The organism is Bacteroidota bacterium (assembly GCA_013696965.1).
In the GTDB taxonomy this organism is placed as follows: Bacteria; Bacteroidota; Bacteroidia; order JACCXN01; family JACCXN01; genus JACCXN01.
Genome location: JACCXN010000098.1, coordinates 1 through 24,418, shown reverse-complemented (window position 1 = coordinate 24,418; position 24,418 = coordinate 1). Strand labels below are relative to the sequence as shown.

Genomic DNA, 24,418 nt, shown 5'->3' with positions numbered 1-24,418 from the left:
AAGAAAAGTAAAATCATCTTTTTATGAAGATAAATTGGCCTCCTTCGTCTCCTGTGCTTTTGATAGGATTAAAACTTGGTGTTTGTTCTGAATTGTTTACAACTGGAATTTTTAATTTTGAATATAGCTGGCTTGCATCAAAATATTTGTTTTTATTTTCCTTAAGTGCTTGTAAAAGATAATAAGCAAATATTGAATGTCCGTCTTTTCCCCCATCCATAACAAGTTCAATGCCTCCTGAGGTTAATGCCTGCCTGGATTTTAATGCATTTACTTCGGCATAATACTTCTCAGATTGCTCAAAGGGCACCGACATTGTATTGCCTCTGAAAATATCACCACTAAAACAAGCATCGGCAATAAGTAGTGTATGTCTTGAAGGAATACCGCCAAGGAAGGTTTGAATTTCCGAATTGGATATGTATGCTGAGGTAGAATTGGTACTGGCATCTACAGGCACCCAAAAGCCCTTATTGAGGTTTTTTTTGAATTCTCCATGGCCAGAATAATAAATCAAAACATTATCCTTTGGTGAAACGTTTTCAATTAACCATTCCATTTCACGAATAATATTTGCCCTTGTCGCTTTTTCATTATAAATGGTTTTCACATGATCAAACTTATAAACTGTTTTGAAAACCTGTTCAACAGTTTGTGCATCTCGAACAGCGTTTTTCAATGGAGACCAAATTCCCTTGTAATTATCAATGCCAATTATTAGGGCATAATATTCTCCAAATTGATTGTCTTTAGGCTTGGTGGTAACATTTAACCCTTTTAATGGATCGCCTCCTCCTCTATAAGTAATATCTGCTTTATTAGGAGCACTATAATAATCGGCAAAAGAAACTTTATCTATTTTAAATTTACTAATGGCTTCTTTTTTTATTTCATCCCTTGTTTTGGTATCACCGGATTTAGTATTTTCAGTGATGTAATTGTTTACTTGCTTATCGAAGTTATCAGTAAGGTTCATAATGAAAAGGTCAGAATCGTCCCCATCTTCGGAAGTTGCCCATCCTGCAATTGTATAGCCATTATCAGAGATTGCTATTGATTCTGCCGAAACCCATTTATAGTTTACAAAAAACCTTTCCCAAACAATATTACCTTTTCTATCAAGGCGCATTAAAAATAAATTTTCGTTTCCATTTCCAACTGATTTTGTATAGCCGGCAATAATGCAGCCATTATCATCAGTTGAACTGATAGCATTAGGGATATCAGAATATAATCCACCGTAATTTAAGTCCCATTCTAATTCACCCTTAGCATCAATTTTAATAACTCTGATATCTTCTTCTCCATTTGTTTTTGAACGAGAAGCAGCGGTAATAATAAATCTCCCATCATTGGTTGGGGTAATTGATTTGGCAAAATCGGAGATTTCTCCACCAAAAGTTTTTTGCCATTCTGCATGTCCTCTTTTGTCCACCTTTGCAAGATGTATTTGTTTGTTAGGGCCAGAATCTTTTTTTGACCAACCTGCAACAATAAATCCCTCATCAACAGTTGCTGCAACCGAAGTTGCCTCATCATCATAATAACGCACACCAAGTGGACATTCCCATTGCTTAACGCCCTTTTTGTTGATTTTCATTAGGGTCATTTCCTTATCCATATCACCCCTGTTTTTCCTTACACCAGCTATAACAAATCCATCGGTGGTTGAAATTATTGCTTTGGCTGCATCCCATTCACTTCCACCGTATGTGTTTTCCCATAATTTTGTTCCGTTTTTGTCTATAGCGAAAACCCACCAGGAATAATATTCAGTTTGTTTGTTAAATGTTGACCCACACATGATGTAATTTCCTTCTGGAGAAAGCACTGCACTGTATATAACATCGTCTTGTTCTTTTCCAAAGGTTTTTTCCCAAATCTTATTTCCAGTTGCATTTACTTTCACAACCATTGCATCCCTGCCACCGTTTCCTAATGATTTTGTCCATCCAGCAATTACATAAGCCCCATCCCCGGAATTTATAATTGATTTTGCCTGGTCCTCGTATCCTCCCCCGAATCTCTTTTCCCAGTTCACTTCAAACATATTTTGGGCAGAAGTGGTTGTAAACATTAAAACCAGAAATAAGAAAAAGATATTTTTCATGCCTTTAGATTTACATTAATACTATTTTTTGAAATTGAAAATATACCTGTCGAAATCTGCCCCTCCCTGTTCAATTACCTGCACTACTTTAATAGCAATATAACCTTCGTCAGGTTTAGAATCTGGGAATCGGGTTAAAATTATGTCTGCATTTGACACAAAATCTACAAAATCTTTTTTATTTCCGGCTTCATATGCATTTTTTAAATCAATGTAAGTTGCGTTTGCGTAATCAAATTCATTAAAACGGACAAATTTTAAACCTGCAGGAGAAATCCATCTTTTCCCCAATAAATAATTCATAGAAGGGTCTTGCTCTGTATCATCCTTTAAATGTAGATTTGATTCACTTTCAGAAACAGAATACAAAGGGGTTCTTGATATTAAGTTATAAGCGTCATTTTTTGTTGACAATGCAGAAAACATTTCATGTCCAGTGGATTCTTCCGGATTTTTAATTGTGAGAAATACACTTAATGTTTTGCCCATTTTGGTTTGGTTTCCCTGGTCATCGGTTAAAATAAATGTAAGCAGTATATTTGATCCTTGTGCATTTGAAGGTATTTTATATTCGAAGGAACTGTTGTATTTTGGAGTGCTTAAAGTGGTATCAAATACTGTTTGAGAAAAGGAATTTCCCTCCTTTACGGTTACTTTAAAATTTGCCAGAGCTGTATTCGAGGAGCCTGAAATATCAAACCTTAATACTTCCGAAATAAATCCATCGTAATGGTTTGTTGTGGGACTTATAAATAAAAGCGCAGGAGAATCCTTTTGTTTTTTACAGGATACAGAAATAAAAATTAGCAGGATTGCTACAAGAGAGTATTTTCGCATATCACAAGGACTATATTTAGTAACAAAAATACAAAATCCTGAAAGATTTTGTTGATTATTCTTTCAGGATTTTGAAAACAGGTTAAAAGAGCAATAAAAGAGTCTATTTTTCTTTTATTTTATACATTTTTACTTTTAGTTTTTTCGTTATAACACGGCCTAAAAACATTTGCTGTTTTTCTTCAACAATGCTAACAGGTACAACAAAATCAGCATTAGGAAAATTTACAAGGGATACGTATAAAGCTTGCATTAAATTATAATTTAATGACAAAGCACGATAACCTGTGTTGCCATTTAAATTTACAATGTTAACATTGCGTCTGGCATATTCTTGCTGATTTACACTGCTAATAAAAGAAAACAAACCAAGATAACGGTTGTAAGTAACTGAAACCTCTTGAGTGCCCAGGTATTCAAAATCATTCATAGTTAAATCCAAACGCACAACATTTGGCAAAAAGCTGGCCGAGCGCATAGAGTGCTTGGTATGTGTGCCTATGCGACCAGCAGGTGAACATGAGGAAAATAAAACAGCAAAGATTATTACTGCTCCTAATATTGTTTTTAATTTGAACATAGTTGGCAAATTTTAAATTTATTATTTGCTGAAATAATAGCTAAGAGTAATACGGATACTAGTACTTGTATTAAAGCTATTTGATTTTAAATTAGAGTATTTAATATTCTGAGGATCATTTTTGAAAGTATAATAAACCTGATTTGTTTCCACACCACCGATTGATGAACTTTCAACATGTTTTAATTTTTCTCCTCTATACCCGATCCCACTAATTCCCATTTCAGCTCCAATTGCCAAAGGGAGATCAGCAATAAATGCCTGTAATCCAACGTGGGCTTCCAAGCCATATGCAAAGCTCATTTTGTTCATTGATTTATAAACAAAATCACCTGAAGCATATCCAACATTGTCTTCACCCTTTTCCCTTAAATAACCCAAAGGCAAGGTTGCAACAACATAAACATCCAAAAGGTTTGAACTTAGAAAGTGTTTTTCAATTGCTGGAGTTATGTAAAATTCAGAAGCAACGCTTACCTGATCTCTTCTTGAAAGACCACCGATACCGTTTAAAGCAGGATCAATTGTTCCTCTTCTTAATGTTTTTTCTTTTTTTGTGCTTACCCCTGCTCTAAATACCAAATCGTCTGCTACATAATATTTAATACTTATATCAGGCAATACACTTGTTATCTCTTCAATACCATTATCCACACTGTCTGGTTTTAATTTGATATTGGCAGTATTATAACCAATAAATACACCCATATCTCCTTGAATTGGCCTGGTGCCAGTTTTAAATTTACTTGGATTGTTTATCCTGTCAGATAATTGTGCAAATGATGCCGAACCAATCAAACTAAGCAAGCTAAGGCAAATAAGCGATTTAATATTTTTCATATGTATATAATTTATTCGTTTTTAATTTTTCCTTTAAGGAACTCAAGAATGCTAAAGCATTTGATTTTTAATTGTCATCCCGATTTATCGGGAGGCCATGTTATATTCATTCGTGTTTTTACACTGAAAGTGCATGGCTATTTATATTCTGTGTTATTAATTAATCTCTTTATTCAAAAGGTTTTATTGGTAGAAAAGATCCATGATTTTGGCAGTACCTGCATAAATAGTTGTTTCAGTAGGATCTCCTTTATAAATTTTTCTTTGGGTTGTACCTCCTACATATACTGTTTGATATTCAAAATCGTCCATTACGATTTTTACCATTGAACCAACATTTTTAGCAGGCAATTCAATTGTATATTTCCCCTCAGCCAACACAGTAGTTGTATACCTGTATGAATCGTAGTTTGCAGCTGTATCTGGATTCATTTGCAAATCATTTGGATTGATCAAAAAGGTAATTCTAGTACCTATTGGAGCAAACTCTGTGGTTGCATTTGTAAGATCTAATTCAGCCTTAACCAAGCCAGATAATTTGGTGGTATAATTACTACCTTCTGGAACTTCGTCTTTTTTGCAGGCAGAAATAAAAACTAAGGCAGTAACCAAAGCAATAAGAGTTCTAAATTTAATTGATTTTCTCATAGAGGTAATTGTTTTAGTAAGAGTAGAAATTGTTATTTGATTAGTTAATAAAAAAGGTTAATTAAGTACTAATTTTCTTTTAGTTGATTTATCTCCTGAAGTAATTTGTATTAAATACACTCCCTGTGAAAGTATTTGTTCAAGATCAATATTTATGGAAGCATTGTTTGCATTAAAATGTTTTTCAAACATCTTAACCCCAGCCATGTTGTATATTTCAATAGCATCTATGCCTATTGAATTGTCTGAATTTAAAGTTACATTTCCTTTTGAGGGGTTAGGGAAAACAGTCAAACTATAATCACTCTTTGGGTCGTTTTTAATTCCTAAAGATTGGTTGTGAGGCCTGGCCCAAACTCCGTTTCCACCATTTCCAGCAAAAACATGTGTGGCATTACTGGTAAGGGCCAAAATGGTAGAGGGTACTAATCCGCTATTATAGGCAGACCAACTGGCTCCCTCGTTAATTGAAACATATACCCCATTTGAATTAGTTCCTGCATAAATGTTTGTTCCCTGGATATTTAAGGATAAAATAAACAAATCCGCAAGTCCAGTATTGCTTTGAGTCCAGTTATTCCCCAAATCGAAAGAGTAACTAATACCAGCACCATAGGTTCCTACGAACATTGTGCTCCCTTGAAAAGCAATTGAATTAACTCCACTGCCATAATTAAGTCCTGCATTAACAGCTGTCCAATTTATTGTTGCTTCATCAGTTCTGTAAACTCCTGTAGTCGTGCCAGCATACAAAAATCCACCGCTGGCTTCTAAACAATAAACAGTACCGAATATTCCGGTATTAATTTGGTTCCAGGTTCCATTATAAAAATACACCCCATTACTGGTTGCTGCATATAAAGTAGTCGTTATTTTTAGCGAAAATATTTCTACTCCACTTAAGCCCAGTGAAGTCCATGTTGCTCCATCATAATAATAAACACCACCGTTATTCATTAAACCAACAAGCTGGTTATCCTCTTTACATACTGTTCTAACATCTAATCCCATTCCTATGTTAGTCCAACTGTTTCCATTATCTGTGGTTTGGTGAACACCATTTCCCACGGCAACAACAGTTGGCCCATTGCTTGCCATTGATCTTATTACTCCAGACGGAAAATTTGAAACCCATTGAGCATTTGCAATAAAAGAAATGAAAAATAGGGATGTGATAATTAAGTAAGATTTCCTCATAAATTCTTTAAAATGGCTTAAATTAAAGACCAATACATTAAATTCAGTGAACTAAAAGTTTTGATTTATGGCCAAAAGTAGTATAATAAATAATTAGTGCAAATTTTTTTTAGGAGAAATCGGAATTTTTTATATATTAAACTTATTTACATCAGAATTTCTTGGGAAGTTATATTTTGTATGTCCATAAATTCAGTGGTTTCTATTTTAATGGTTAATTCAAGAGAAGCTATTACATAAACGCTCAATTACTTTTATGAATTAATTCGGATAAATCAAGGTTTATCCTCAATTAAATTAAGAATGCACTAAAATAGAGGATGTTTGTTTTGGATGGGAATTATTTAGGGGCAGAAGTAATTATAAAATAATTCTAAAGTAAAAACAGTAGCATCTACTGTTTAATTAAATAAGCGCCTTATTTTGCAGTTCCAACGATATGAATTTCAATATCAAATTCGGGTAAAATCTTTTTTTCAGCAAATGATTCTTCTATCATAAAATCAATGTTGTACCTTGTACGTGTAATTGTAAATTTTGCTTTAATATCCAGTTTGTCCTTTTCAATAACAATATTAGTAGGGATTTCAAAGCGATGTGTAATACCTTTTATAGTAAGATCACCAACAACAATATGTGTGGTAAAACCAGAAGAAGGTCTTACTTCAGCTACTTCAAAAAGTGCAGAGGGATGATCAAGTAGATTAAAAAAATCACCTGACTTTAAATGCTTTTCCAGAGTGTTTTGTTGATCAGAAGTAAGTTTGGTATCTGTAACCTTAATTGTTGCAAAATCAACCTGAGCAAAGCCACCCGTTATAAGTCCTTTTGATAGAACAATTTTTCCTTGTTTAAAAGAAACTTTACCAGTGATGTAATTCTTGGGCTGATAAGCTTTCCATAAAATGTTGCTTTTTGCATTATCAATTTTGTATTCCATAAATTCAACTTGCTTTAAAAAAAGGTACAATCTAATTTAGTCAATAAAAAAAAGAATTCAAAATCCAAAAATTTCAAAAACACAGGATTTAGAAAAACTTTTTTAGCCTGTATAAAAAGAGCCAGAAATTCACCTAATAAAGAATTCCCCAAATTGTAGAAAACCATACCCATTATTTGCCCTAGTGTTTGGTTTAAAAATATAATGCCTTTTAAAATTTTCCTATTTAATGGGAGGTTTAATAGCTTTTGTAGCCTTGATGGTAATTTCGGTCTTCTATTTGCCGGACAAATTTAATTACCTAAATTCTGTTACAAAAAAGCAGACAAAGTAAAAATAGTAGGATATCAATTTTGACAGGCATTAAGAGATATAAAGGCCGTAACCATAAATACCAAAATAGCATTCAATGAAAGAAAAGGTACTTATTACTGGTGGGGCTGGATTTATTGGTTCTCATTTATGTGATATATTAATAAGCAAGAATTTATGGGGATGGCAAACAGGTAAAAGATATGTTTATTGATGATCTGGTTGAAGCCATAGTCTTGACTCAGGAAAACGTAAACAACGTTAGTGGTCAGGCATTTAATAATGTTGGAGGAATTCGTAATTCAGCCAGGTTTGATTGCTTTACTTGAAATGATTTCTAAAATAAGCAAAAATGAAATCGATATCAGCTATAGCCCATGGAGAGAAGAAGATCAAAATATTATGTGTCTGATATTAGGAAATTTGAACTTGCAAAAGCTGGATGCCAAAAACAGCCATGAAACAGGTTTTGAATTATTGTATAATCAGATTGCCGCAATAATAAAGCAGAAATTAGTGAACCACCAATAAAGGAATGAATAAGATGAACACATTATTACCAGAAGAATGCAATACTAAAACCAGCACAATTTATAGTAAAACAGGTTTAATGCAAGCAGCAATCCTTGAAAAGCCTGGAAAATTCACTATAAAAAACGTTCCTGTTCCTATGCCTAAACCTGATGAAATTGTTTTTCAGGTAGAAGGATGTGGAGTTTGTTCATCCAGTTTACCCCTCTTTCAAGGAAGGAATCGATTTGATTATCCCTTAATGGCAGGCAATCCAGGTCATGAGAGTTGGGGGAAAATTGTTTTTACAGGCTCCAAAGTAAACACTTTCAAAACGGGTGATCGAATAGCGGCATTAACAAACAACAGTTTTGCAGTATACGATAAAGTAAATATGCAAAATGCGATAAGGCTACCAAAAGAATTAAACGACATCGATTTTCCAGGTGAAACGCTTGGTTGTGCTATGAATGTTTTCAGGAGAAGCGATATAAAGCCAGGTCACACAGTGGCAGTAATTGGAGCAGGATTTCTGGGTGCTTTGATAATTCAGTTAGCAAAAGCCGCAGGCGCAAGGGTATTAGCATTCTCTAAAAGGCCTTATTCTCTAAATGTTGCCAAACAATGCGGGGCAGATGAAGTTATTCAACTCCAAGGAAATACAAAAACAATAGAACTGGTAAAGGAATTGACTTCAGGAAAATTATGTGACCGGGTAATTGAAGCTACCGGAAAGCAATTTCCACTTGATTTATCAGGTGAATTAACAAAAGAGCGGGGAAAATTAATTATTGCCGGATTTCATCAGGATGAAATCCGCAAAGTGAATATCGAACTTTGGAATTTACGAGGATTAGATGTAATAAACGCCCATGAGAGGGAACCCCAAATGTTTTTGAAAGGGATGAGGGAGGCTGTTGATGCAGTAATGTCTGGAAAAATGCGAACGAAAGAACTTTATACGCATGAATTTGATTTGAAAGAAATAAATCAAGCTTTTGATCTTCTAATCCAAAGACCAGAAGGATATTTGAAATGCTTAATTAAAATGGACTAACTGTAATACATTATACCATGGGACTTAAAATTTCATTCTTTGGCTCAAGTCTGGCTTCTTTCAATAGGAATACAGCTGCTCCTTATTATAAGGGCATTGTTAATGCCTTAAATAAAAACGGGCATAAAATTATTTTCTATGAACAGGAAACTTATAGAGGACCTGCTTTTACGGATAAAGAGAAATCAGATTGGGCCAATAGGGTTTTCTATCAGTCAAAAAAATCTGCACTTTTGGATATACTATCAATTGGATCAAAAGCTGATTTACTTGTAAAAATAAGCGGAGAGGGCATGTTTGACAAGGAACTTGAAAGAAAGGTAATTCAAATTCGCAAGCAAGGACAGAGAATTGTTTTTTGGGACGTAGATGTTAAAACCACGCTAGAGAGGCTACAAAAAGATCCGAATGATCAACTAATTAAACTAATTCCTGAATACGATATTGTTTTTACAAACGGAGGAGGCCAAGCAGTAATTGATGCATATAAAAAGCTTGGAGCAAAGCATTGTATACCTGTTTACAATGCCGTAGACCCGGAAACTCATTTCCCTTCAAAACCCAATCCTGTTTATGATTGTGACTTGTCATACATGGGAAACAGGTTACAGGAGAGTGAGGAAATGATTGAGGAATTTTTTTTCAAGCCAGCCACGCTTATGACTGAAAAATCTTTTATTATTGGAGGCAAGGGATGGGAAAATAAACCTTTGAGAAAGAATATAAAATATGCAGGAGATATGACAGAAAATTTTCAAAATGTTTTAAATTCCACACCACTTACAGTTTTAAACATCGGCAAAGAAGAAAGCAACAATACTAGTTATTCCCCATCATCAGCAATCTTTGAAGCAGCAGGAGCAGGGGCCTGTATTATAACCGACAATCTAGAGGGAATAAATTCATTTTTTGAACCAGGCAGGGAAATTTTATTGGCAGAGAATGGCCAGCAAGTTGCCTCTATTTTAGACGAATTGGCCCCCGCTGTTGCAAAAAAAATAGGACAAGCCGCATTGAGAAAGGTGTTGGCCCATCATACCTATGCTCACAGGGCAAAGGAGATAGAAAAAACATTGGATTTTTAGTAGGAAGTAAGGTAATGGTAATAGTTGAAATGCAATTCGAAATTTTAAAAACATCGAATTTTCAAAAAGAAAAACCAAAATAAGAGTTAATAGATAGGGGTAAATTGAAAAACAATAAACCTAAAAAAATAGGTGTATGATTTTATTTCAACTTTAAAATTTAATGTCAGGTAACATTTCAAGTTGTTTTCTCCCTGGTGTTAATTGTATTTGGGTTTAGCTTTGTACACTTTCCAGATCAAAATATTCTCTTATTAAAGAAGTTATTAAGGATAAATAGTTGTTTTCTCCATGGTGTTCCCTGGATATATGGGTTAGCTTTCTAGAATTTCCAGATCAAAATAACTCTTATTAAAGCAGGTATTAATGAAATCCATTGGTTTTGATAGGCTCTTAAAATTAAAGAGTACAGTATTCCCAATCGTAGTATTTTGGATTTGTTATTTAATCAGGCTTCTGAATCCAAAGAACATTAATTGTCTTCTTTTATTTAAGTTCAGGTTTTTTCTTTGCGCCCAGCATGAGGAAGCGATTGGGTGAAAAACGCCATGGGAAATTTCACTCTAAGAATGCAAAGGTTTTTTCGCAAAGAACCAAAGCTTACCTAACGGCAATAAGGGCTTCCTTAATGGCCAAATTAGCATCTCGTTTTCCTTCTGATTCAAAATCGACAAAATCTCCTTTTAAGAATTTCATTGCGAAAATTTCACATTCAATTTCCTTGGCAGTTCTAAATCCCAGTCTTCTTAATAAAGGAATAGGGGGTGATGAGCCTTTTAAGGCCTGCATGATCAAAAAAGATAAAATTGTACCAGAGAAAAAAAGCCAATTTTTATTTTTAAAAGAAAACAAAATACCGACCAATGCAATTGAAGCGGTATTCAAAAGTAATACCCTTTCTATGTTCCATTCCTGTTCGAGTTCTTCAATTCTTTGAGTTATTTCATATTTTCCCTGATAGGTATATTTCCTTATGTTTTCTTCTATTCTCTTATCAATTATAGCATTTACCCTGGGGTTTGTTACCGAACGAATGGTTTCCTTGTTTGGGAGCTGAAGTTTCATTGTTTTAAGGATGTAATATATTATTACCGAGTGAAAAAACAATGCCAAGAAAAATATTCTTTAAATACAATGTAATTGTTGAATATTTTTTGAAAAACGGGTAAAAAAATCCCCTAAAAAAAGCTCGGGAAATCCAACAATTGGTAACATGAAATATATAACCCGTAAAACCTTGGACTATTTATGTGGCACATAAATAGAAACCTGGAAGATATGAAAAAATCAATTCCACTAATTTTTTTGGTCGTTCCGGGCCTTTTTCTGGCCATGGCAATAATGGCTTGTATAAGTTCACTTTTAAGCCCTACACTGACTCAGGTTATTAAGGCCATTAGCGGAATGGCTTTTTTTTCTATAGCTGTAACTGTTATTTTATTTAGTCTGAAAAACACAAGGAAAGAATTAAAATTTGAAGCATTAGGTAGTCAAAATAAAAAAGAAAATCCGGAAAAAGAGAATTTTAGTTCAAAGGAATACCCAAAACAAATCGAATCTGAACTTAGCAGGATAAAAGTTCTTGTTGTTGATTCTGATACTTTTAACAGGTTTTTGTTAAGCGCAATCCTTCAACAGAATAATGCATCGGTAGATGAAGCGAGTAGCAATTGGGAAGCTAAAAATTTAGTTAGGGCAAATAATTTTGATTTGATATTGCTGGATTTTGAAATGATTGATAGGCATGTTGAGGAATGGGTAAAAGAATTAAGGGGAGATCAAACAGAAGTGGATTTACCAGTAATTGTAATTGCAAAAAATGCATCTGTTCAAGAAGTACAGGCTTATATTTTAAGGGGTATTAATGCATATTTGTTAAGACCAGTCAATGAAATTAATTTAATAGAGAAAATTAATTTAGTATTAGAGAATAAACAAAAGAATAGAAATACAGGCAAAGCTGAATTAGGAAAGGATACTATCAGCGAGCATGAATTATACGATTTGAGTGAATTAAAAAAAATCACCAAGGGGGATGCAGTTTTTTTCAAAAAAATCATAGAACTTTTTATTGAAAACACTCCGGATACAATAGAAAAAATTAAAACTGCAACCAAGGAAAACCAATGGGAGCAAGTTAGTATGCTTGCGCACAAAATGAGGCCATCCTTTTCCCATATGGGTATTAAGGATATGGCAGAGGTTTTAAAAATAGTAGAAGAAAATGCTGGAGAAAACAGGCATCTTGATGAACTTCCTGCGTTGCTGGATGTTTTTTATAGAAAAACGGAAAAGGTTATTAGGCGGCTTAAAAAAGTTATTGACTAGCACAAATAAAAAAAAATAAAATGGAAAAAGAAACATCTGAGAATTTAAAAATATTTGTTGTAGAGGACGATAAGTGGTATAGGGAATTTTTAAGTTACAACCTATTGTTGGTTCCAGAATATGAAGTAAAAATGTTTGAAAATGGAAAGGATTCTTTAATGCATCTTTATGAAAGACCAGACATTATAACCTTAGATTTAACTCTTCCGGATTTACATGGCACCGAAGTGCTTAAAAAAATAAAGGAGTTTGATCCTTACATAGAAGTAATCGTTGTGTCGGGGCAGGATAAGTTAGAGGTTGCTGTTGAAATGCTAAAACAAGGTGCCTATGATTATCTTGTAAAGACAGATGATTTAAGGGAAAAACTTCTTCATGTTGTAAATAATATCCGAAAGAAAAATAGACTTAAGGAAAAGATTACCCATCTGGAACAAGAAGTTAGTAAAAAGTATGAATTTGGTAATATTATAATCGGGCAAAGTCCTGCCATTAAAGCAGTTTTCCGAATGATTGAAAAAGCTGTTCAAACAGATATAAATATTTCTATAACAGGAGAAACAGGCACAGGTAAGGAGCTTGTGGCAAAGGCGGTTCACTATAATTCCAAAAGGCGAAACGGACCCTTAGTTGCGGTAAATCTTTCTGCTGTTCCAAAAGAGCTAGTTGAGAGTGAATTATTTGGGCATGAAAAAGGATCTTTTACCGGAGCTGCAACCAAGCGAATTGGCAGGTTTGAACAAGCAAATGGCGGAACAATTTTTCTGGATGAGGTAACTGATATGCAACCACATTTACAGGTAAAACTTTTAAGGGTTTTGCAGGAAAGGGAAATTTCACGCGTTGGAAGTAATGCAACAGTTAAAGTAGATTGCAGGATAATTGCCGCAAGCAATAAAAGCTTACAAGAAGAGGTGAAAAAAGGAAATTTCAGGGAAGATCTCTACTACAGGTTGCTTGGTCTGAATATTCATCTTCCTCCTTTAAGGGAAAGAGGTACGGATATCCTTCTTTTGGCCAAACATTTTTTAGAACATTTTGCAAAGGACAATAATCTTGAGCTAAAGGCACTAAGCAAGGAAGCCCAGAAAAAACTCCTTAATTATTCTTTCCCGGGAAATGTACGTGAATTAAAATCAGTTGTTGAACTGGCCGCTGTGCTTTCCGATTCTGACACGATTAGTCCTGATGACCTTGTTTTCAGCGAAATGTCCACTCCTGTTTTTGTACCTGAACAAGAAACCACTTTAAGAAACTATATCAAAAAACTAATTCGGTCTTATCTGGAAAAATACAACAATGATGTGCTTTTGGTAGCACGAAAACTGGATATTGGAAAATCAACAATTTACAGGATGTTACAAGAGGAAAAAACAAGGACAAGAAACGACTTTTTTGACTAAAAGGCCAATAAAAACAAGAATTATGAAGGGTCCGCTAAAAAATAAATTAGCCCTTAAAGGCGTTAATGTTAATAAGATTTAATACGGATAATAGCACAGTAAGTGTTAATAACAAGATAAAAAGCAATGAAAAAGGAAAAACGAAGGTTTGTTATTTTTGTGGTAGATGATGACCCTTTTTACAATAGTATTTTAACAAATCATTTGAAGACTTTATCCAGAAATCCCGAATATGAAAACTATGAGATTGATGTAAAATCATTTTATAGCTCTGGATCCTGTATTGAATCCATTAATTTTAATCCTGATGTGGTTCTTCTTGATTATTTTCTTGAAGAAACCGGACATCCCCTTCAAGGCCTTTATGTACTTAATGCCATAAAGGAAGATTGCGAAAGATGCAAAGTGGTATTGATGTCTCAGCGAGCTGAAATGCTTGCCTCAATAGAATTTTTGCAGCAAGGGGGGGCTTATGATTATATAGTAAAAAACACATCTTCCCTGTTAAAAATATCCAATTTAATTGAAGATATTTTACAAAAAGAACTTACCTGAAATTTTATCGATAAAAAGTATAAGCCAAATAGAATTTACAGGCTTTTTCTTGAATCCTAATCCTTTATAGAAGGTCAACAAAAAAGCACGGGCTTCACCTTTTTATGAAACCCGTGCTTTTTGTATAAAAACAAAAATCAATTAACCGCTACAACTCTCGCAAGCATCCGGATTATCAAGTGAACAGGATATTTCCGCCATCCTTTGCTCTTCGGTTATTTCTTCATCTTTTCCAACAACTGCAACATATTGTGAACCTGCTTGTTTTTCAACTGTGAACTTAATTGCATCAGTTGCTGCTTTAGTTCTCAAATAGTACATACCAGTCTTAAGACCTTTCTTCCATGCATAAAAATGCATAGAGGTTAGTTTGGCAAAATTTGCATTCTGGATAAACAGGTTTAGGGATTGTGATTGGCAAATAAAAGCACCTCTATCTGCTGCCATATCAATAATCGCTTTCTGTTTGATTTCCCAAACAGTTTTATATAGTTCTTTAATGTTTTCAGGGATTTCAGGGATATCCTGAACTGATCCATTAGAAGCTATGATCTTGTTTTTAAGCCCGTCATTCCATAAACCAAGTTTTACCAGATCTTTCAAAAGATGCTTGTTTACAACCACAAACTCACCTGATAAAACTCTTCTTGAATATATGTTTGATGTATAGGGTTCAAAACATTCATTATTGCCAAGAATTTGAGAAGTGGAGGCTGTTGGCATTGGGGCAAGAAGCAGGGAGTTTCTAACACCAAATTTTGCAACTTCTTCTTTTAAAACGTCCCATTCCCATCTATTGGAAGGGGTAACATTCCACATGTCATATTGAAAAATTCCCTGGGATACGGGAGATCCAGGATAAGTTTCATACGTTCCATGTTCTTTTGCAAGGTCTTTTGAGGCAGTCATTGCTGCGTAATAAATTGTTTCAAAAATTTCTTTGTTAAGAACTGCTGCCTCCGGGGAATCAAAAGGCATACGCAACAGCATAAATGCATCAGCTAGTCCTTGTACGCCAATGCCTATTGGACGATGGCGCAAATTGGATTTTTTTGCCTCAGGAACAGGATAGTAGTTGTTGTCAATAATCTTATTCAGATTCTTGGTTATAACATAGGTAATTTTGAACAATTCCTGATGATCAAATTTACCATCATTTACATAGCGAGGTAAAGCGATTGAAGCAAGATTACAAACAGCAACTTCATCTGGAGCGGTGTATTCAACAATTTCAGTACATAAATTACTTGAACGAATTGTTCCAAGGTTTTTCTGGTTTGATTTCTCGTTACAAGCATCTTTGTATAAAATGTAAGGCGTACCTGTTTCAATTTGAGATTCAAGAATTGCAAACCAAAGTTCTTGTGCTTTTATCTGTTTTCTAGCTTTACCTTCTTTTTCATATTTAACATACAATTCTTCGAAATTCTTTCCGTATGTATCACATAATCCCGGCGCTTCTTGTGGGCAAAACAAGGACCAGGTGCCGTTTTCTTCAACACGTTTCATGAACAAATCAGGCATCCACAGGGCATAAAATAAATCCCTTGCCCTGTTTTCTTCTTTTCCATGATTTTTCTTCAAATCTAAAAAGTCAAAAATATCAGCATGCCATGGCTCAAGATAAATAGCAAAAGAGCCTTTTCTTTTCCCTCCGCCCTGATCTACATAACGAGCAGTGTCGTTAAAAACACGAAGCATTGGTACAATTCCATTTGATGTGCCATTGGTGCCTTTAATATATGAACCTGTAGCTCTAACATTATGTAAACTAAGTCCAATGCCGCCAGCAGATTGAGAAATTTTAGCGCATTGCTTTAAAGTATCGTAAATACCATCAATGCTATCGTCTTTCATGGTAAGCAAAAAGCATGATGACATTTGTGGTTTTGGTGTTCCTGCATTAAAAAGAGTTGGTGTAGCATGTGTAAACCAACGTTCACTCATAAGGTTGTATGTTTCAATTGCTGAATCCACATCTTCTTTATGGATTCCAATTGATACACGCATAAGCATATGTTGAGGTCTTTCCACAACTTTACCATGCATTTTCAAAAGGTAGGAGCGCTCAAGGGTTTTAAAACCGAAGTAATCGTAGTTAAAATCCCTATCGTAAATAATGGTGGAATCAAGAAGCTGCGCATTTTTTTCGATGATTTCCATAACATCGTCAGCAATAAGGGCGGCTTTTTGTCCTGTTTTAGGGTCAATATATTCATACAAGGCTTTCATTGTTTTCGAGAAAGACTTGTCTGTTGTTTTATGAAGGTTTGAAACTGCTATTCTTGAAGCAAGCAGTGCATAATCAGGATGCTTAGCGGTAAAAGAAGCGGCCATTTCTGCAGCAAGATTATCAAGTTCTGAGGTTGTTACGCCTTCAAAAATTCCTTCAATTACCTTCATGGCAACTTTAATTGGAGCAACCAAAGGATCCAGTCCATAACAAAGTTTGTGCACTCTTGCAGTGATTTTGTCAAATTTTACGGATTCTTTGTTACCGTCTCTTTTTAATACATACATAGTTTTTATTGATTTGTTTTCTGATAGAAAATGGCTATCAGGCAGTTATTAATATTTTTAAAATAGTGAGTAAAATTCGCTTTGATTTAATAGAACAACCCTCGAATTAATTACCTCCATTTACATTATTTAAGGTTCATTTTAAAATCAAAAGTCCACATCCAGTTTAAAAACATTGTCTTCCTTATTACCCATTACTCCTGATTTTTGATATTCTCCCACACGTTTTTCAAAAAAGTTTGTTTTTCCTTGTAAGGAAATTAATTCCATAAAATCAAAGGGATTGGAAACATTATATTCACGCTCATTTCCTAATTCTACCAATAACCTGTCGGCTACAAATTCAATATATTGACACATTAAATCTGAATTCATTCCTATTAATTTAACAGGAAGGGCATCTGTAACAAACTCTTTTTCAATGTTTACCGCATCAACAATAATTTGCTTAACAGTTTGTTTTGGCAATTTATTTACAATATGTTTAGCGTATAACAAACAGGCAAAATCGCAGTGAAGTCCTTCGTCTCTTGAAATTAGTTCATTTGAAAAGCTCAAGCCAGGCATTAAGCCTCTTTTCTTTAACCAGAAAATGGAACAAAAACTACCAGAAAAGAAAATCCCTTCCACTGCTGCAAAAGCAATTAATCTTTCGGCAAAATTTCCTTTATCAATCCACCTTAAAGCCCAGTCTGCTTTTCTTTTAACACAATCAAGGGTATCAACAGCATGGAAAAGGTTATCTTTTTCAGTATTGTCCTTAATATAAGTATCAATTAAAAGAGAATAAGTTTCGGAATGAATGTTTTCCATCATTATTTGAAAACCATAAAAACATCTTGCTTCGGGATACTGAGCTTCATTAAGAAAATTAACCGCAAGATTTTCATTAACTATACCATCACTTGCTGCAAAAAATGCAAGTACATGTTTAATAAAATGCCTTTCATCTGAATTCAATTTATTTTCCCAATCCTGTTGATCAGAAGAAAGGTCAATTTCTTCTGCTGTCCAAAAACTTGCTTCTGCTTTTTTGTACATGGACCAAATGTCGTCATGTTTAATGGGGAATAACACAAACCTGTCTTTGTTCTCCTGAAGTATAGGTTCGTTGCTGTTGTTGTTGTTTGTCATTCCTAATAGGTTTTAAAAAGTTTAAAACAGGGCATAAAATACTCCTGTAATTGTTTATATTACCTGTAAAATTCAGGGTTTTTTATTCACATCAGAATAGCAACAGTTTTTGCTGCACGAATTGACGAATACAAAATTTGAAAATTTAAAACGCGATGTCAAGGCAATTAAGTTAACAATATTGCCAAGTTTTAAACAATGGATATTGACAGTGAATTGTTAATAAATGTTTCATTGTGCTGATTAAAAGGGAGTCAGCAATTTGAAAACAATTCGGGAAATGGATTATTGAATTATGAAGAGTAAAAATCAATTATTTTTAAAAAGTTTTCACACCGGTTTTTGCTTATCTGCCATCTCCAATTTTTCAAACCAGTCTTTTCCATATTTTCTAATAAGAGGTTCTTTAAGAAATTTATAAACCTTTACATCCAGCTTGTTTCCGCAATGGCAGGCAGGGTCACATATTTCCCAGCTGTGGTAATTTACAGCATCAAATCCCTCGTGCTTGGTAATACGTACAGGATACAGGTGGCATGAAACAGGTTTTTTAAAATTTATTTTACCCTCGGAATGGGCTTTTTCAATTGCACATTTTGCAATTCCACCCTTATCAAAAATAACATAAGCACATTCTTTTCCTTTTACAAGAGGTGTAACATAATCACCGTCAGAATCAACAATAAATTTGCCTTGTTCCTCCACAGCTTTTATTCCAGCCTGATTCATATAAGGTTTAACATCTTCATAAATATCATCCAAAATACCAGTCTCCAGGTCTTCAAGAGGAGCTCCTGAATCGCCTTCTACACAACAAGCTCCTTTGCAGGCATTAAGATCACAAACAAATTTTCTATTTAGAAGGTCTTCGGAAATAAGGGTTTGATCTATTGCTATCATTTAGAAAAGGGTAAGTTGAAAAGGGCGCAAATTTAATTAATAATAAGCCTCTGAGTGTATAAAATAAATGCAGCAAGAAATATAACCTTAAAGTTAGCTGCTCATTTTTATTTTCAAATCAATGAAATGTTTACTTTTGCGGCCATGGCAAACAACGAAGATTTATTCAAGAATATTATTTCTCATGCAAAAGAGTATGGGTTTATTTTCCAATCCAGTGAAATTTACGATGGCTTAAGTGCTGTTTATGATTATGGTCAAAATGGAGCAGAATTAAAGAAAAACATAAAAGAGTACTGGTGGAAATCAATGGTGCAGATGCATGAGAATATAGTGGGAATTGATTCTGCTATTTTTATGCACCCAACTACCTGGAAAGCTTCGGGACACGTTGATGCTTTTAATGATCCACTTATAGACAATAAGGATTCTAAAAAAAGATATAGAGCAGATGTGTTAATTGAAGATCACATGGCAAAGATTGAGGGTAAAATCAACAAGGAAGTGGAAAAGGCATCTGCTCGTTTTGGGGAAACTTTTGATGAGGCTCAATTTAAATCTACCAACCAAAGGGTACTTGAATACCAGGAAAAAATAGATGCAATTAAAAGCCGATTTAAATTGGCTTTGGATAACAATGATCTTACAGAAGTAAAGCAAATAATTCTGGATCTTGAAATTGTTTGCCCTGTTTCCGGCACTAAAAACTGGACAGATGTAAGGCAATTTAACCTTATGTTTTCAACTAAAATGGGATCTGTAAGTGAAGATTCTGATGTTATTTACCTTAGACCGGAAACAGCCCAGGGTATTTTTGTGAATTTTCTGAATGTACAAAAAACAGGTAGGATGAAAATTCCTTTTGGCATTGCCCAAATTGGTAAAGCCTTCCGTAATGAGATTGTTGCACGGCAATTTATATTCCGAATGAGAGAGTTTGAGCAAATGGAATTACAATTTTTTGTGCGTCCCGGAGAAGAAATGAAATGGTATGACTACTGGAAAAAAACACGCCTTAATTGGCATCGTTCTCTTGGTTTTCCTGAATCCAAGCACCGCTTCCACGACCACCTTAAGCTTGCTCATTATGCCAACGCAGCCTGTGATATAGAATTTGAATTTCCTTTTGGTTTTAAAGAGTTGGAAGGCATTCACTCACGTACAGATTTTGATTTAAAAGCACATGAGAAATTTTCCGGAAAAAAACTTCAGTACTTTGATGCAGAACTCAATCAAAACTATGTTCCTTATGTTGTAGAAACCTCCATTGGCCTTGACCGTATGTTTTTAGCTATTATGGCACAATCGTATAAAGAGGAAAAATTAGAGGATGGCTCGGAACGTGTTGTTTTAAATATTCCTGCTGTACTTGCTCCCGTTAAGCTTGCTGTTCTTCCATTGCTTAAAAAGGATGGATTGCCGGAAATTGCACATAGGATAATGGATGAATTAAAGTTCGATTTCAACTGTCAATATGATGAAAAGGATGCAATTGGTAAACGCTATAGAAGAAATGATGCAATTGGAACTCCTTTTTGCGTAACAGTTGATCATCAAACAAAAGAAGACAATACAGTAACCATACGTTATAGGGATTCAATGACTCAGGAAAGGGTTTCAATTGATCAATTGTCTTCAATACTTGAAGAAAAGGTTGGTTTTAAACAAGCCCTGTTAAAACTGGCTTAATTTTTCAATGAATTAATACTGTTTTTTCTCCTTTTTCCTGCATTAGCCCAAATGGCTCTGCAAATGCATTTAGCCCAGCATTGACAAGCAATTGCTCGAATTCCTCTTTTGAATCAGGCCTAACCGAAATAAGAAGGCCCCCATTGGTTTGTGGATCACAAAGTGTTAACAAAGAATCACCTGTAATGCCAGAAACCTTTGGTTCATAGCTACTCCAATTGCGAAAAGTATTGTCTGGAAAACAAAACTGGGAGGTATAAAAATTAAGGTCATCAAATAGCGGAATTTTGGAGTAATCTATAACAGCAGTTAATTCACTTCCTTCGGCAACTTCCAATAAATGGCCAAGCAAACCAAAGCCTGTAACATCAGTCATAGCAGTAACTCCAGGAAACCTGCCAAGCTCTTCTCCGATTTTATTGAGCTGAATCATTTGCTTGGAGGCAATTCCAATATGCTCGTCTTTTAAAATTCCTTTTTTTTCTGCTGTTGCAAGTATTCCTACACCTAGTTTTTTAGTAAGATAAAGCAGATCTCCTGCTTTTGCTGTATTGTTTTGTTTAAGATTATTTAGCTGGATTAAACCATTTACAGCCAATCCAAAAATCGGTTCCGGGCTATCAATGCTATGGCCTCCAGCAAGGGGAATTCCTGCTTCTGAACAGATGGATCGGGCTCCGTCCAGCACTTTTTGAGCAAGTTCAACAGGAAGTTTGTTAATTGGCCAACCTAAAATTGCCACTGCCATTATTGGCTTGCCTCCCATAGCATAAATGTCACTTATTGCATTTGCAGATGCAATTCTTCCAAAATCAAAAGCACCATCTACTATGGGCATAAAAAAATCAGTAGTGCTTATAAGGCCTTGGCCATTGCCAATATCAAAAATTGCCGCATCGTCCTTACTGCTGTTTCCAACTACTAATTTTTCATGTGCAGGAATAAATACATCTGATCTCAATATTTCATCCAGTACTTTAGGAGCAATTTTACAACCACATCCTGCTCCATGACTGAATTTTGTTAATTTTATTTCTTCCATAATTTTTGTTAATTCCTACTGTATTTAATTGCTTTTAATGTTTTGTTTGAGAATCTCAAAAATCATAAAAGTTGTATTTACTATTTTACCTGGGTAATTGATTTAATAATTTCAGCTGCAATTTTTTCTGTATCCAATTTATCGAAGCTAAATTTAATAACCTTTTCAGGTTCTCGTTTTTCAATTCCAAAATCATAGGCTTTATCGTAATAAGCAAGGGTAATTTCACAAGCTGTTTTTAAATCACCTTGTTTAATTGCTTCTACAGCACGTTTTGCATGCTGTCCTCCTAAGCGTTTACTAATGCGGTTTGTTGATTCAATCAGCTCATGGCTTTTGAATTTTCCATATTCACTCACAAGGTATGCCACGCGTTCCACAAAAGGAATATCAAGATAAACCACATTTGCCAAACGCATTTGCTCCCAAATTGCAGCAGGAATAACTTTTTGTCCTATCATACGGCTCTCGTCTTCCAGCCAAATGGTTTTGTCTTTATCTAAGGAATAAAAAGCCATGGCAAGTTCATTTTCAAATGCTTCCTGTGAAGGTTGTTTGTTTTCACCCAATGAGCCAAACGAAGAGCCTTTGTGATTAGATAATTTTTCCAGGTCTATAATTTGTTGTCCCTTATTCTGTAATTTATAAAGCAATAAGGTTTTTGCCGCACCTGTTCTTCCTCCTAAAACAAGCAGTTTTTGAGGTTCAGTGAATATTTGAAAAGCAAGTTTTCGAAAAGATTTATAACCTCCTTTTAAGACCAGGGTTTTATGTCCATAAGCTTCAAGGAGCCATGCAATACTAGAGCTGCGCATTCCTCCACGCCAGCAGTGTACAAGGAAAGAAGAATCCGCATTTATTTTATTTGCCGCTTCAATAATATCTTTCAACCTTGGTCCAACAAGTTCCAGGCCTTTTAAAATGGCAGCTTGTTTGCCTTGTTGCTTGTAAATTGTTCCTACTATTTTTCGTTCCTCATCCTTGAATAAGGGTAGATTAAATGCACCGGGAATATGTCCCTGTTCGAATTCTGCGGGTGTTCTCACATCAAGCACAGTCATTGTTTCGGACAGCTTTAAAAACTCCTGAATATTGAGAATTGAGGGCATTTGTTGATTTAAGCAGATTGATTAACCCAAAAGGTTTAGGAAAAAATCAAAATTAACTCAAATAAACCAATAAAAGCAGGCGATTAAGGAAAATGTTTACCCAACTCAGGGAGCATTGATCCTTTGTGCTGGAGAAAGGCCATTCATAAATTAAGGACAAGCCAAATTGAATTAAAAACTCTTTACCTTTTTTGCAGAAAATTTCTCGGCAACTTGAGCATTTTTTTTCACTTTCGTTGCTCCCGTAGAACTCAGGCCAGATTTTTTTTCAGCAGCACTTTGCGATTTTGTTCCTGTTTTAGGTGAGCCATTCGTGCTTTTTTTAGTCCCGGTTGTCCTGCTTGTTGATGTTGTACTTGTAGGAGAGCTGTCCTTTTTTATGTCTTTTTTGGAAAATGTGTCATCCTTAGTTACTGTTTTTTTTGTTGTTTTCATGGGTTGGTTTTTAAATGGTTAATAACTATTTTTAACTTAACAATCATGCCATGAACAGATCTTGTTTTTAATTAATAAGAGAATAAATAATGCAAACAAATAAGCAACAATAAAAAGCCATGGGGTATAATCGGCTTAACTAATTAAGGAGAAGGAACTAAAGAAAAAACAAATGTTCAACGATCAAAAATTTAAGAAACTGAAAACATTTTGTTAAAAAAAACAGGAATGAATCAAACAGGAAAATACCTAATTATTGCCGGAGTGGTTTTAATTATCCTTGGATTACTAGTTTCCTTTGCTGGGAATAAAATGGCTTGGTTAGGAAACTTGCCCGGAGATATAAAAATAGAAAAGGAAAACATGAAAATTTATTTTCCAATTACCACCATGGTTTTAATAAGCATACTGCTAACGGTATTAATTTGGCTGGCAAGAAAACTATTCTAAAACCTTACATAGAAACCTTAAATTCGGTTCTCCTGTTTTGTTTATGCAGATCCTCCGGGCACGCTACTCCCTCCGAAGCAGGGATTATCCAAATGTGAAGACAAGATTAATTTTCCCTTGATATTGATCCTGTAGTTGTGTTTGCCTGATTCCTGAGAAAAGGCATCAAAGAAATAATAAAACAAAGCACTGCTTTTTCATTAATGGGATTTTGAAAATTGTTTCAAAGATATGTTTATTTCGTTTTTATCAAAAAAAGCTAGTGGGGCCTTTTGCATGAAACTTCAATCCGTTTTCAAAAACCTATTTCACTTCTGTTAAAAGTAAATATTGAAGGGCTTTAAAGTAAAACAAGGCGTAGTGCATTTTTTTATATGTATATAATTTATTCGTGTTTAATTGTTCTTTTAAGGTACTCATGAATGCTAAAGCGTTTGTTTTTTAATTGTCATCCCGATTTGTCGTGACGCCATGTTATTGCGCACGTTTGGTGCATGGCTATTTCATATGTGTATAATTTGTTTTTTAATAGTCATATGGTATAGCCAGGTTATATTCATTAGCGTTTGCGCACGTTTGGTGCATGGCTATTTCATATGTGTATAATTTGTTTTTAATAGTCATATGGTATAGCCAGGTTATATTCATTAGCGTTTGTGAACGGTTCGTGCATGGCTATTTCATATGTGTATAATTTGTTTTTTAGAGTCATATGGTATAGCCAGGTTATATTCATT

The 24,418-nt window shown here is 34.5% G+C and carries 23 protein-coding genes; 9 read left to right on the top strand and 14 right to left on the bottom strand.

Annotated features, from left to right (window positions below; genetic code table 11):
• Window positions 1–13: 13 nt before the first annotated feature.
• The 7 genes from H0V01_15230 to H0V01_15200 form a co-directional block, all read right to left on the bottom strand.
• A complete protein-coding gene (locus tag H0V01_15230; GenBank protein ID MBA2584724.1) occupies window positions 14–2,110 on the bottom strand; it encodes a caspase family protein in 2,097 nt (698 codons plus the stop codon).
• A gap of 21 nt (window positions 2,111–2,131) precedes the next feature.
• On the bottom strand, window positions 2,132–2,947 hold the full coding sequence (locus H0V01_15225) for a hypothetical protein (protein MBA2584723.1): 816 nt from the start codon (window positions 2,945–2,947) through the stop codon (window positions 2,132–2,134).
• Window positions 2,948–3,050: 103 nt separating this feature from the next.
• On the bottom strand, window positions 3,051–3,527 hold the full coding sequence (locus H0V01_15220) for a hypothetical protein (protein MBA2584722.1): 477 nt from the start codon (window positions 3,525–3,527) through the stop codon (window positions 3,051–3,053).
• A gap of 21 nt (window positions 3,528–3,548) precedes the next feature.
• Window positions 3,549–4,367 (bottom strand): hypothetical protein, encoded by an 819-nt coding sequence (locus tag H0V01_15215; protein ID MBA2584721.1) that lies wholly within the window; start codon window positions 4,365–4,367, stop codon window positions 3,549–3,551.
• 183 nt (window positions 4,368–4,550) lie between these two features.
• On the bottom strand, window positions 4,551–5,015 hold the full coding sequence (locus H0V01_15210; GenBank protein ID MBA2584720.1) for a hypothetical protein: 465 nt from the start codon (window positions 5,013–5,015) through the stop codon (window positions 4,551–4,553).
• 57 nt (window positions 5,016–5,072) lie between these two features.
• Window positions 5,073–6,212 carry a T9SS type A sorting domain-containing protein gene (locus H0V01_15205; GenBank protein MBA2584719.1) on the bottom strand — a complete coding sequence of 380 codons (1,140 nt, stop codon included), beginning with the start codon at window positions 6,210–6,212 and terminating at the stop codon, window positions 5,073–5,075.
• A 418-nt stretch (window positions 6,213–6,630) separates the two neighbouring features.
• Entirely contained in the window at window positions 6,631–7,152 is a 522-nt protein-coding gene (locus H0V01_15200; GenBank protein MBA2584718.1) for a YceI family protein, read from the bottom strand.
• 409 nt (window positions 7,153–7,561) lie between these two features.
• Here H0V01_15200 and H0V01_15195 point away from each other — a divergent pair, with 409 nt between their 5' ends.
• The 4 genes from H0V01_15195 to H0V01_15180 all read left to right on the top strand — a co-directional run bounded on the left by H0V01_15195 (window position 7,562) and on the right by H0V01_15180 (window position 10,116).
• Window positions 7,562–7,678: an NAD-dependent epimerase/dehydratase family protein gene (locus tag H0V01_15195; GenBank protein ID MBA2584717.1), complete on the top strand. Its 117-nt coding sequence runs from the start codon at window positions 7,562–7,564 to the stop codon at window positions 7,676–7,678.
• A gap of 68 nt (window positions 7,679–7,746) precedes the next feature.
• The gene (locus H0V01_15190; GenBank protein ID MBA2584716.1) at window positions 7,747–7,995 is read left to right on the top strand and encodes a hypothetical protein; all 249 of its coding nucleotides are present in this window, start codon (window positions 7,747–7,749) and stop codon (window positions 7,993–7,995) included.
• A gap of 79 nt (window positions 7,996–8,074) precedes the next feature.
• Window positions 8,075–9,031 (top strand): zinc-binding dehydrogenase, encoded by a 957-nt coding sequence (locus H0V01_15185; GenBank protein MBA2584715.1) that lies wholly within the window; start codon window positions 8,075–8,077, stop codon window positions 9,029–9,031.
• Between the two features lie 17 nt (window positions 9,032–9,048).
• Window positions 9,049–10,116 carry a glycosyltransferase gene (locus H0V01_15180; protein MBA2584714.1) on the top strand — a complete coding sequence of 356 codons (1,068 nt, stop codon included), beginning with the start codon at window positions 9,049–9,051 and terminating at the stop codon, window positions 10,114–10,116.
• 600 nt (window positions 10,117–10,716) lie between these two features.
• Here the strand turns inward: H0V01_15180 and H0V01_15175 are convergent.
• Window positions 10,717–11,181: a hypothetical protein gene (locus tag H0V01_15175; GenBank protein ID MBA2584713.1), complete on the bottom strand. Its 465-nt coding sequence runs from the start codon at window positions 11,179–11,181 to the stop codon at window positions 10,717–10,719.
• A gap of 213 nt (window positions 11,182–11,394) precedes the next feature.
• Here H0V01_15175 and H0V01_15170 point away from each other — a divergent pair, with 213 nt between their 5' ends.
• The 3 genes from H0V01_15170 to H0V01_15160 all read left to right on the top strand — a co-directional run bounded on the left by H0V01_15170 (window position 11,395) and on the right by H0V01_15160 (window position 14,402).
• Complete coding sequence (locus H0V01_15170) at window positions 11,395–12,444, top strand: response regulator (protein ID MBA2584712.1); 1,050 nt, start codon at window positions 11,395–11,397, stop codon at window positions 12,442–12,444.
• A gap of 20 nt (window positions 12,445–12,464) precedes the next feature.
• Window positions 12,465–13,847 (top strand): sigma-54-dependent Fis family transcriptional regulator, encoded by a 1,383-nt coding sequence (locus tag H0V01_15165; protein ID MBA2584711.1) that lies wholly within the window; start codon window positions 12,465–12,467, stop codon window positions 13,845–13,847.
• A gap of 126 nt (window positions 13,848–13,973) precedes the next feature.
• A complete protein-coding gene (locus H0V01_15160; protein MBA2584710.1) occupies window positions 13,974–14,402 on the top strand; it encodes a response regulator in 429 nt (142 codons plus the stop codon).
• Between the two features lie 141 nt (window positions 14,403–14,543).
• On the opposite strand, the gene H0V01_15155 is transcribed toward H0V01_15160, so the two are convergent.
• The 3 genes from H0V01_15155 to H0V01_15145 form a co-directional block, all read right to left on the bottom strand.
• Window positions 14,544–16,922, bottom strand: coding sequence for a ribonucleoside-diphosphate reductase subunit alpha (locus tag H0V01_15155; GenBank protein MBA2584709.1), 2,379 nt, complete (start codon window positions 16,920–16,922; stop codon window positions 14,544–14,546).
• 147 nt (window positions 16,923–17,069) lie between these two features.
• Window positions 17,070–18,056, bottom strand: coding sequence for a ribonucleotide-diphosphate reductase subunit beta (locus tag H0V01_15150; GenBank protein ID MBA2584708.1), 987 nt, complete (start codon window positions 18,054–18,056; stop codon window positions 17,070–17,072).
• Window positions 18,057–18,386: 330 nt separating this feature from the next.
• On the bottom strand, window positions 18,387–18,956 hold the full coding sequence (locus H0V01_15145) for a DUF3109 family protein (GenBank protein MBA2584707.1): 570 nt from the start codon (window positions 18,954–18,956) through the stop codon (window positions 18,387–18,389).
• Window positions 18,957–19,100: 144 nt separating this feature from the next.
• Here H0V01_15145 and H0V01_15140 point away from each other — a divergent pair, with 144 nt between their 5' ends.
• On the top strand, window positions 19,101–20,645 hold the full coding sequence (locus H0V01_15140; GenBank protein ID MBA2584706.1) for a glycine--tRNA ligase: 1,545 nt from the start codon (window positions 19,101–19,103) through the stop codon (window positions 20,643–20,645).
• A 4-nt stretch (window positions 20,646–20,649) separates the two neighbouring features.
• Here the strand turns inward: H0V01_15140 and selD are convergent, their stop codons facing one another.
• From selD to H0V01_15125, 3 genes are all read right to left on the bottom strand, one after another.
• Window positions 20,650–21,687 (bottom strand): selenide, water dikinase SelD, encoded by a 1,038-nt coding sequence (gene selD / locus H0V01_15135; protein MBA2584705.1) that lies wholly within the window; start codon window positions 21,685–21,687, stop codon window positions 20,650–20,652.
• Window positions 21,688–21,767: 80 nt separating this feature from the next.
• Window positions 21,768–22,796, bottom strand: a complete 1,029-nt coding sequence (gene mnmH, locus H0V01_15130; protein MBA2584704.1) for a tRNA 2-selenouridine(34) synthase MnmH — start codon at window positions 22,794–22,796, stop codon at window positions 21,768–21,770.
• Window positions 22,797–22,967: 171 nt separating this feature from the next.
• Entirely contained in the window at window positions 22,968–23,231 is a 264-nt protein-coding gene (locus H0V01_15125) for a hypothetical protein (GenBank protein ID MBA2584703.1), read from the bottom strand.
• Window positions 23,232–23,459: 228 nt separating this feature from the next.
• Here H0V01_15125 and H0V01_15120 point away from each other — a divergent pair, with 228 nt between their 5' ends.
• Window positions 23,460–23,681 carry a DUF2905 domain-containing protein gene (locus H0V01_15120; GenBank protein ID MBA2584702.1) on the top strand — a complete coding sequence of 74 codons (222 nt, stop codon included), beginning with the start codon at window positions 23,460–23,462 and terminating at the stop codon, window positions 23,679–23,681.
• Window positions 23,682–24,418 lie beyond the last annotated feature (737 nt).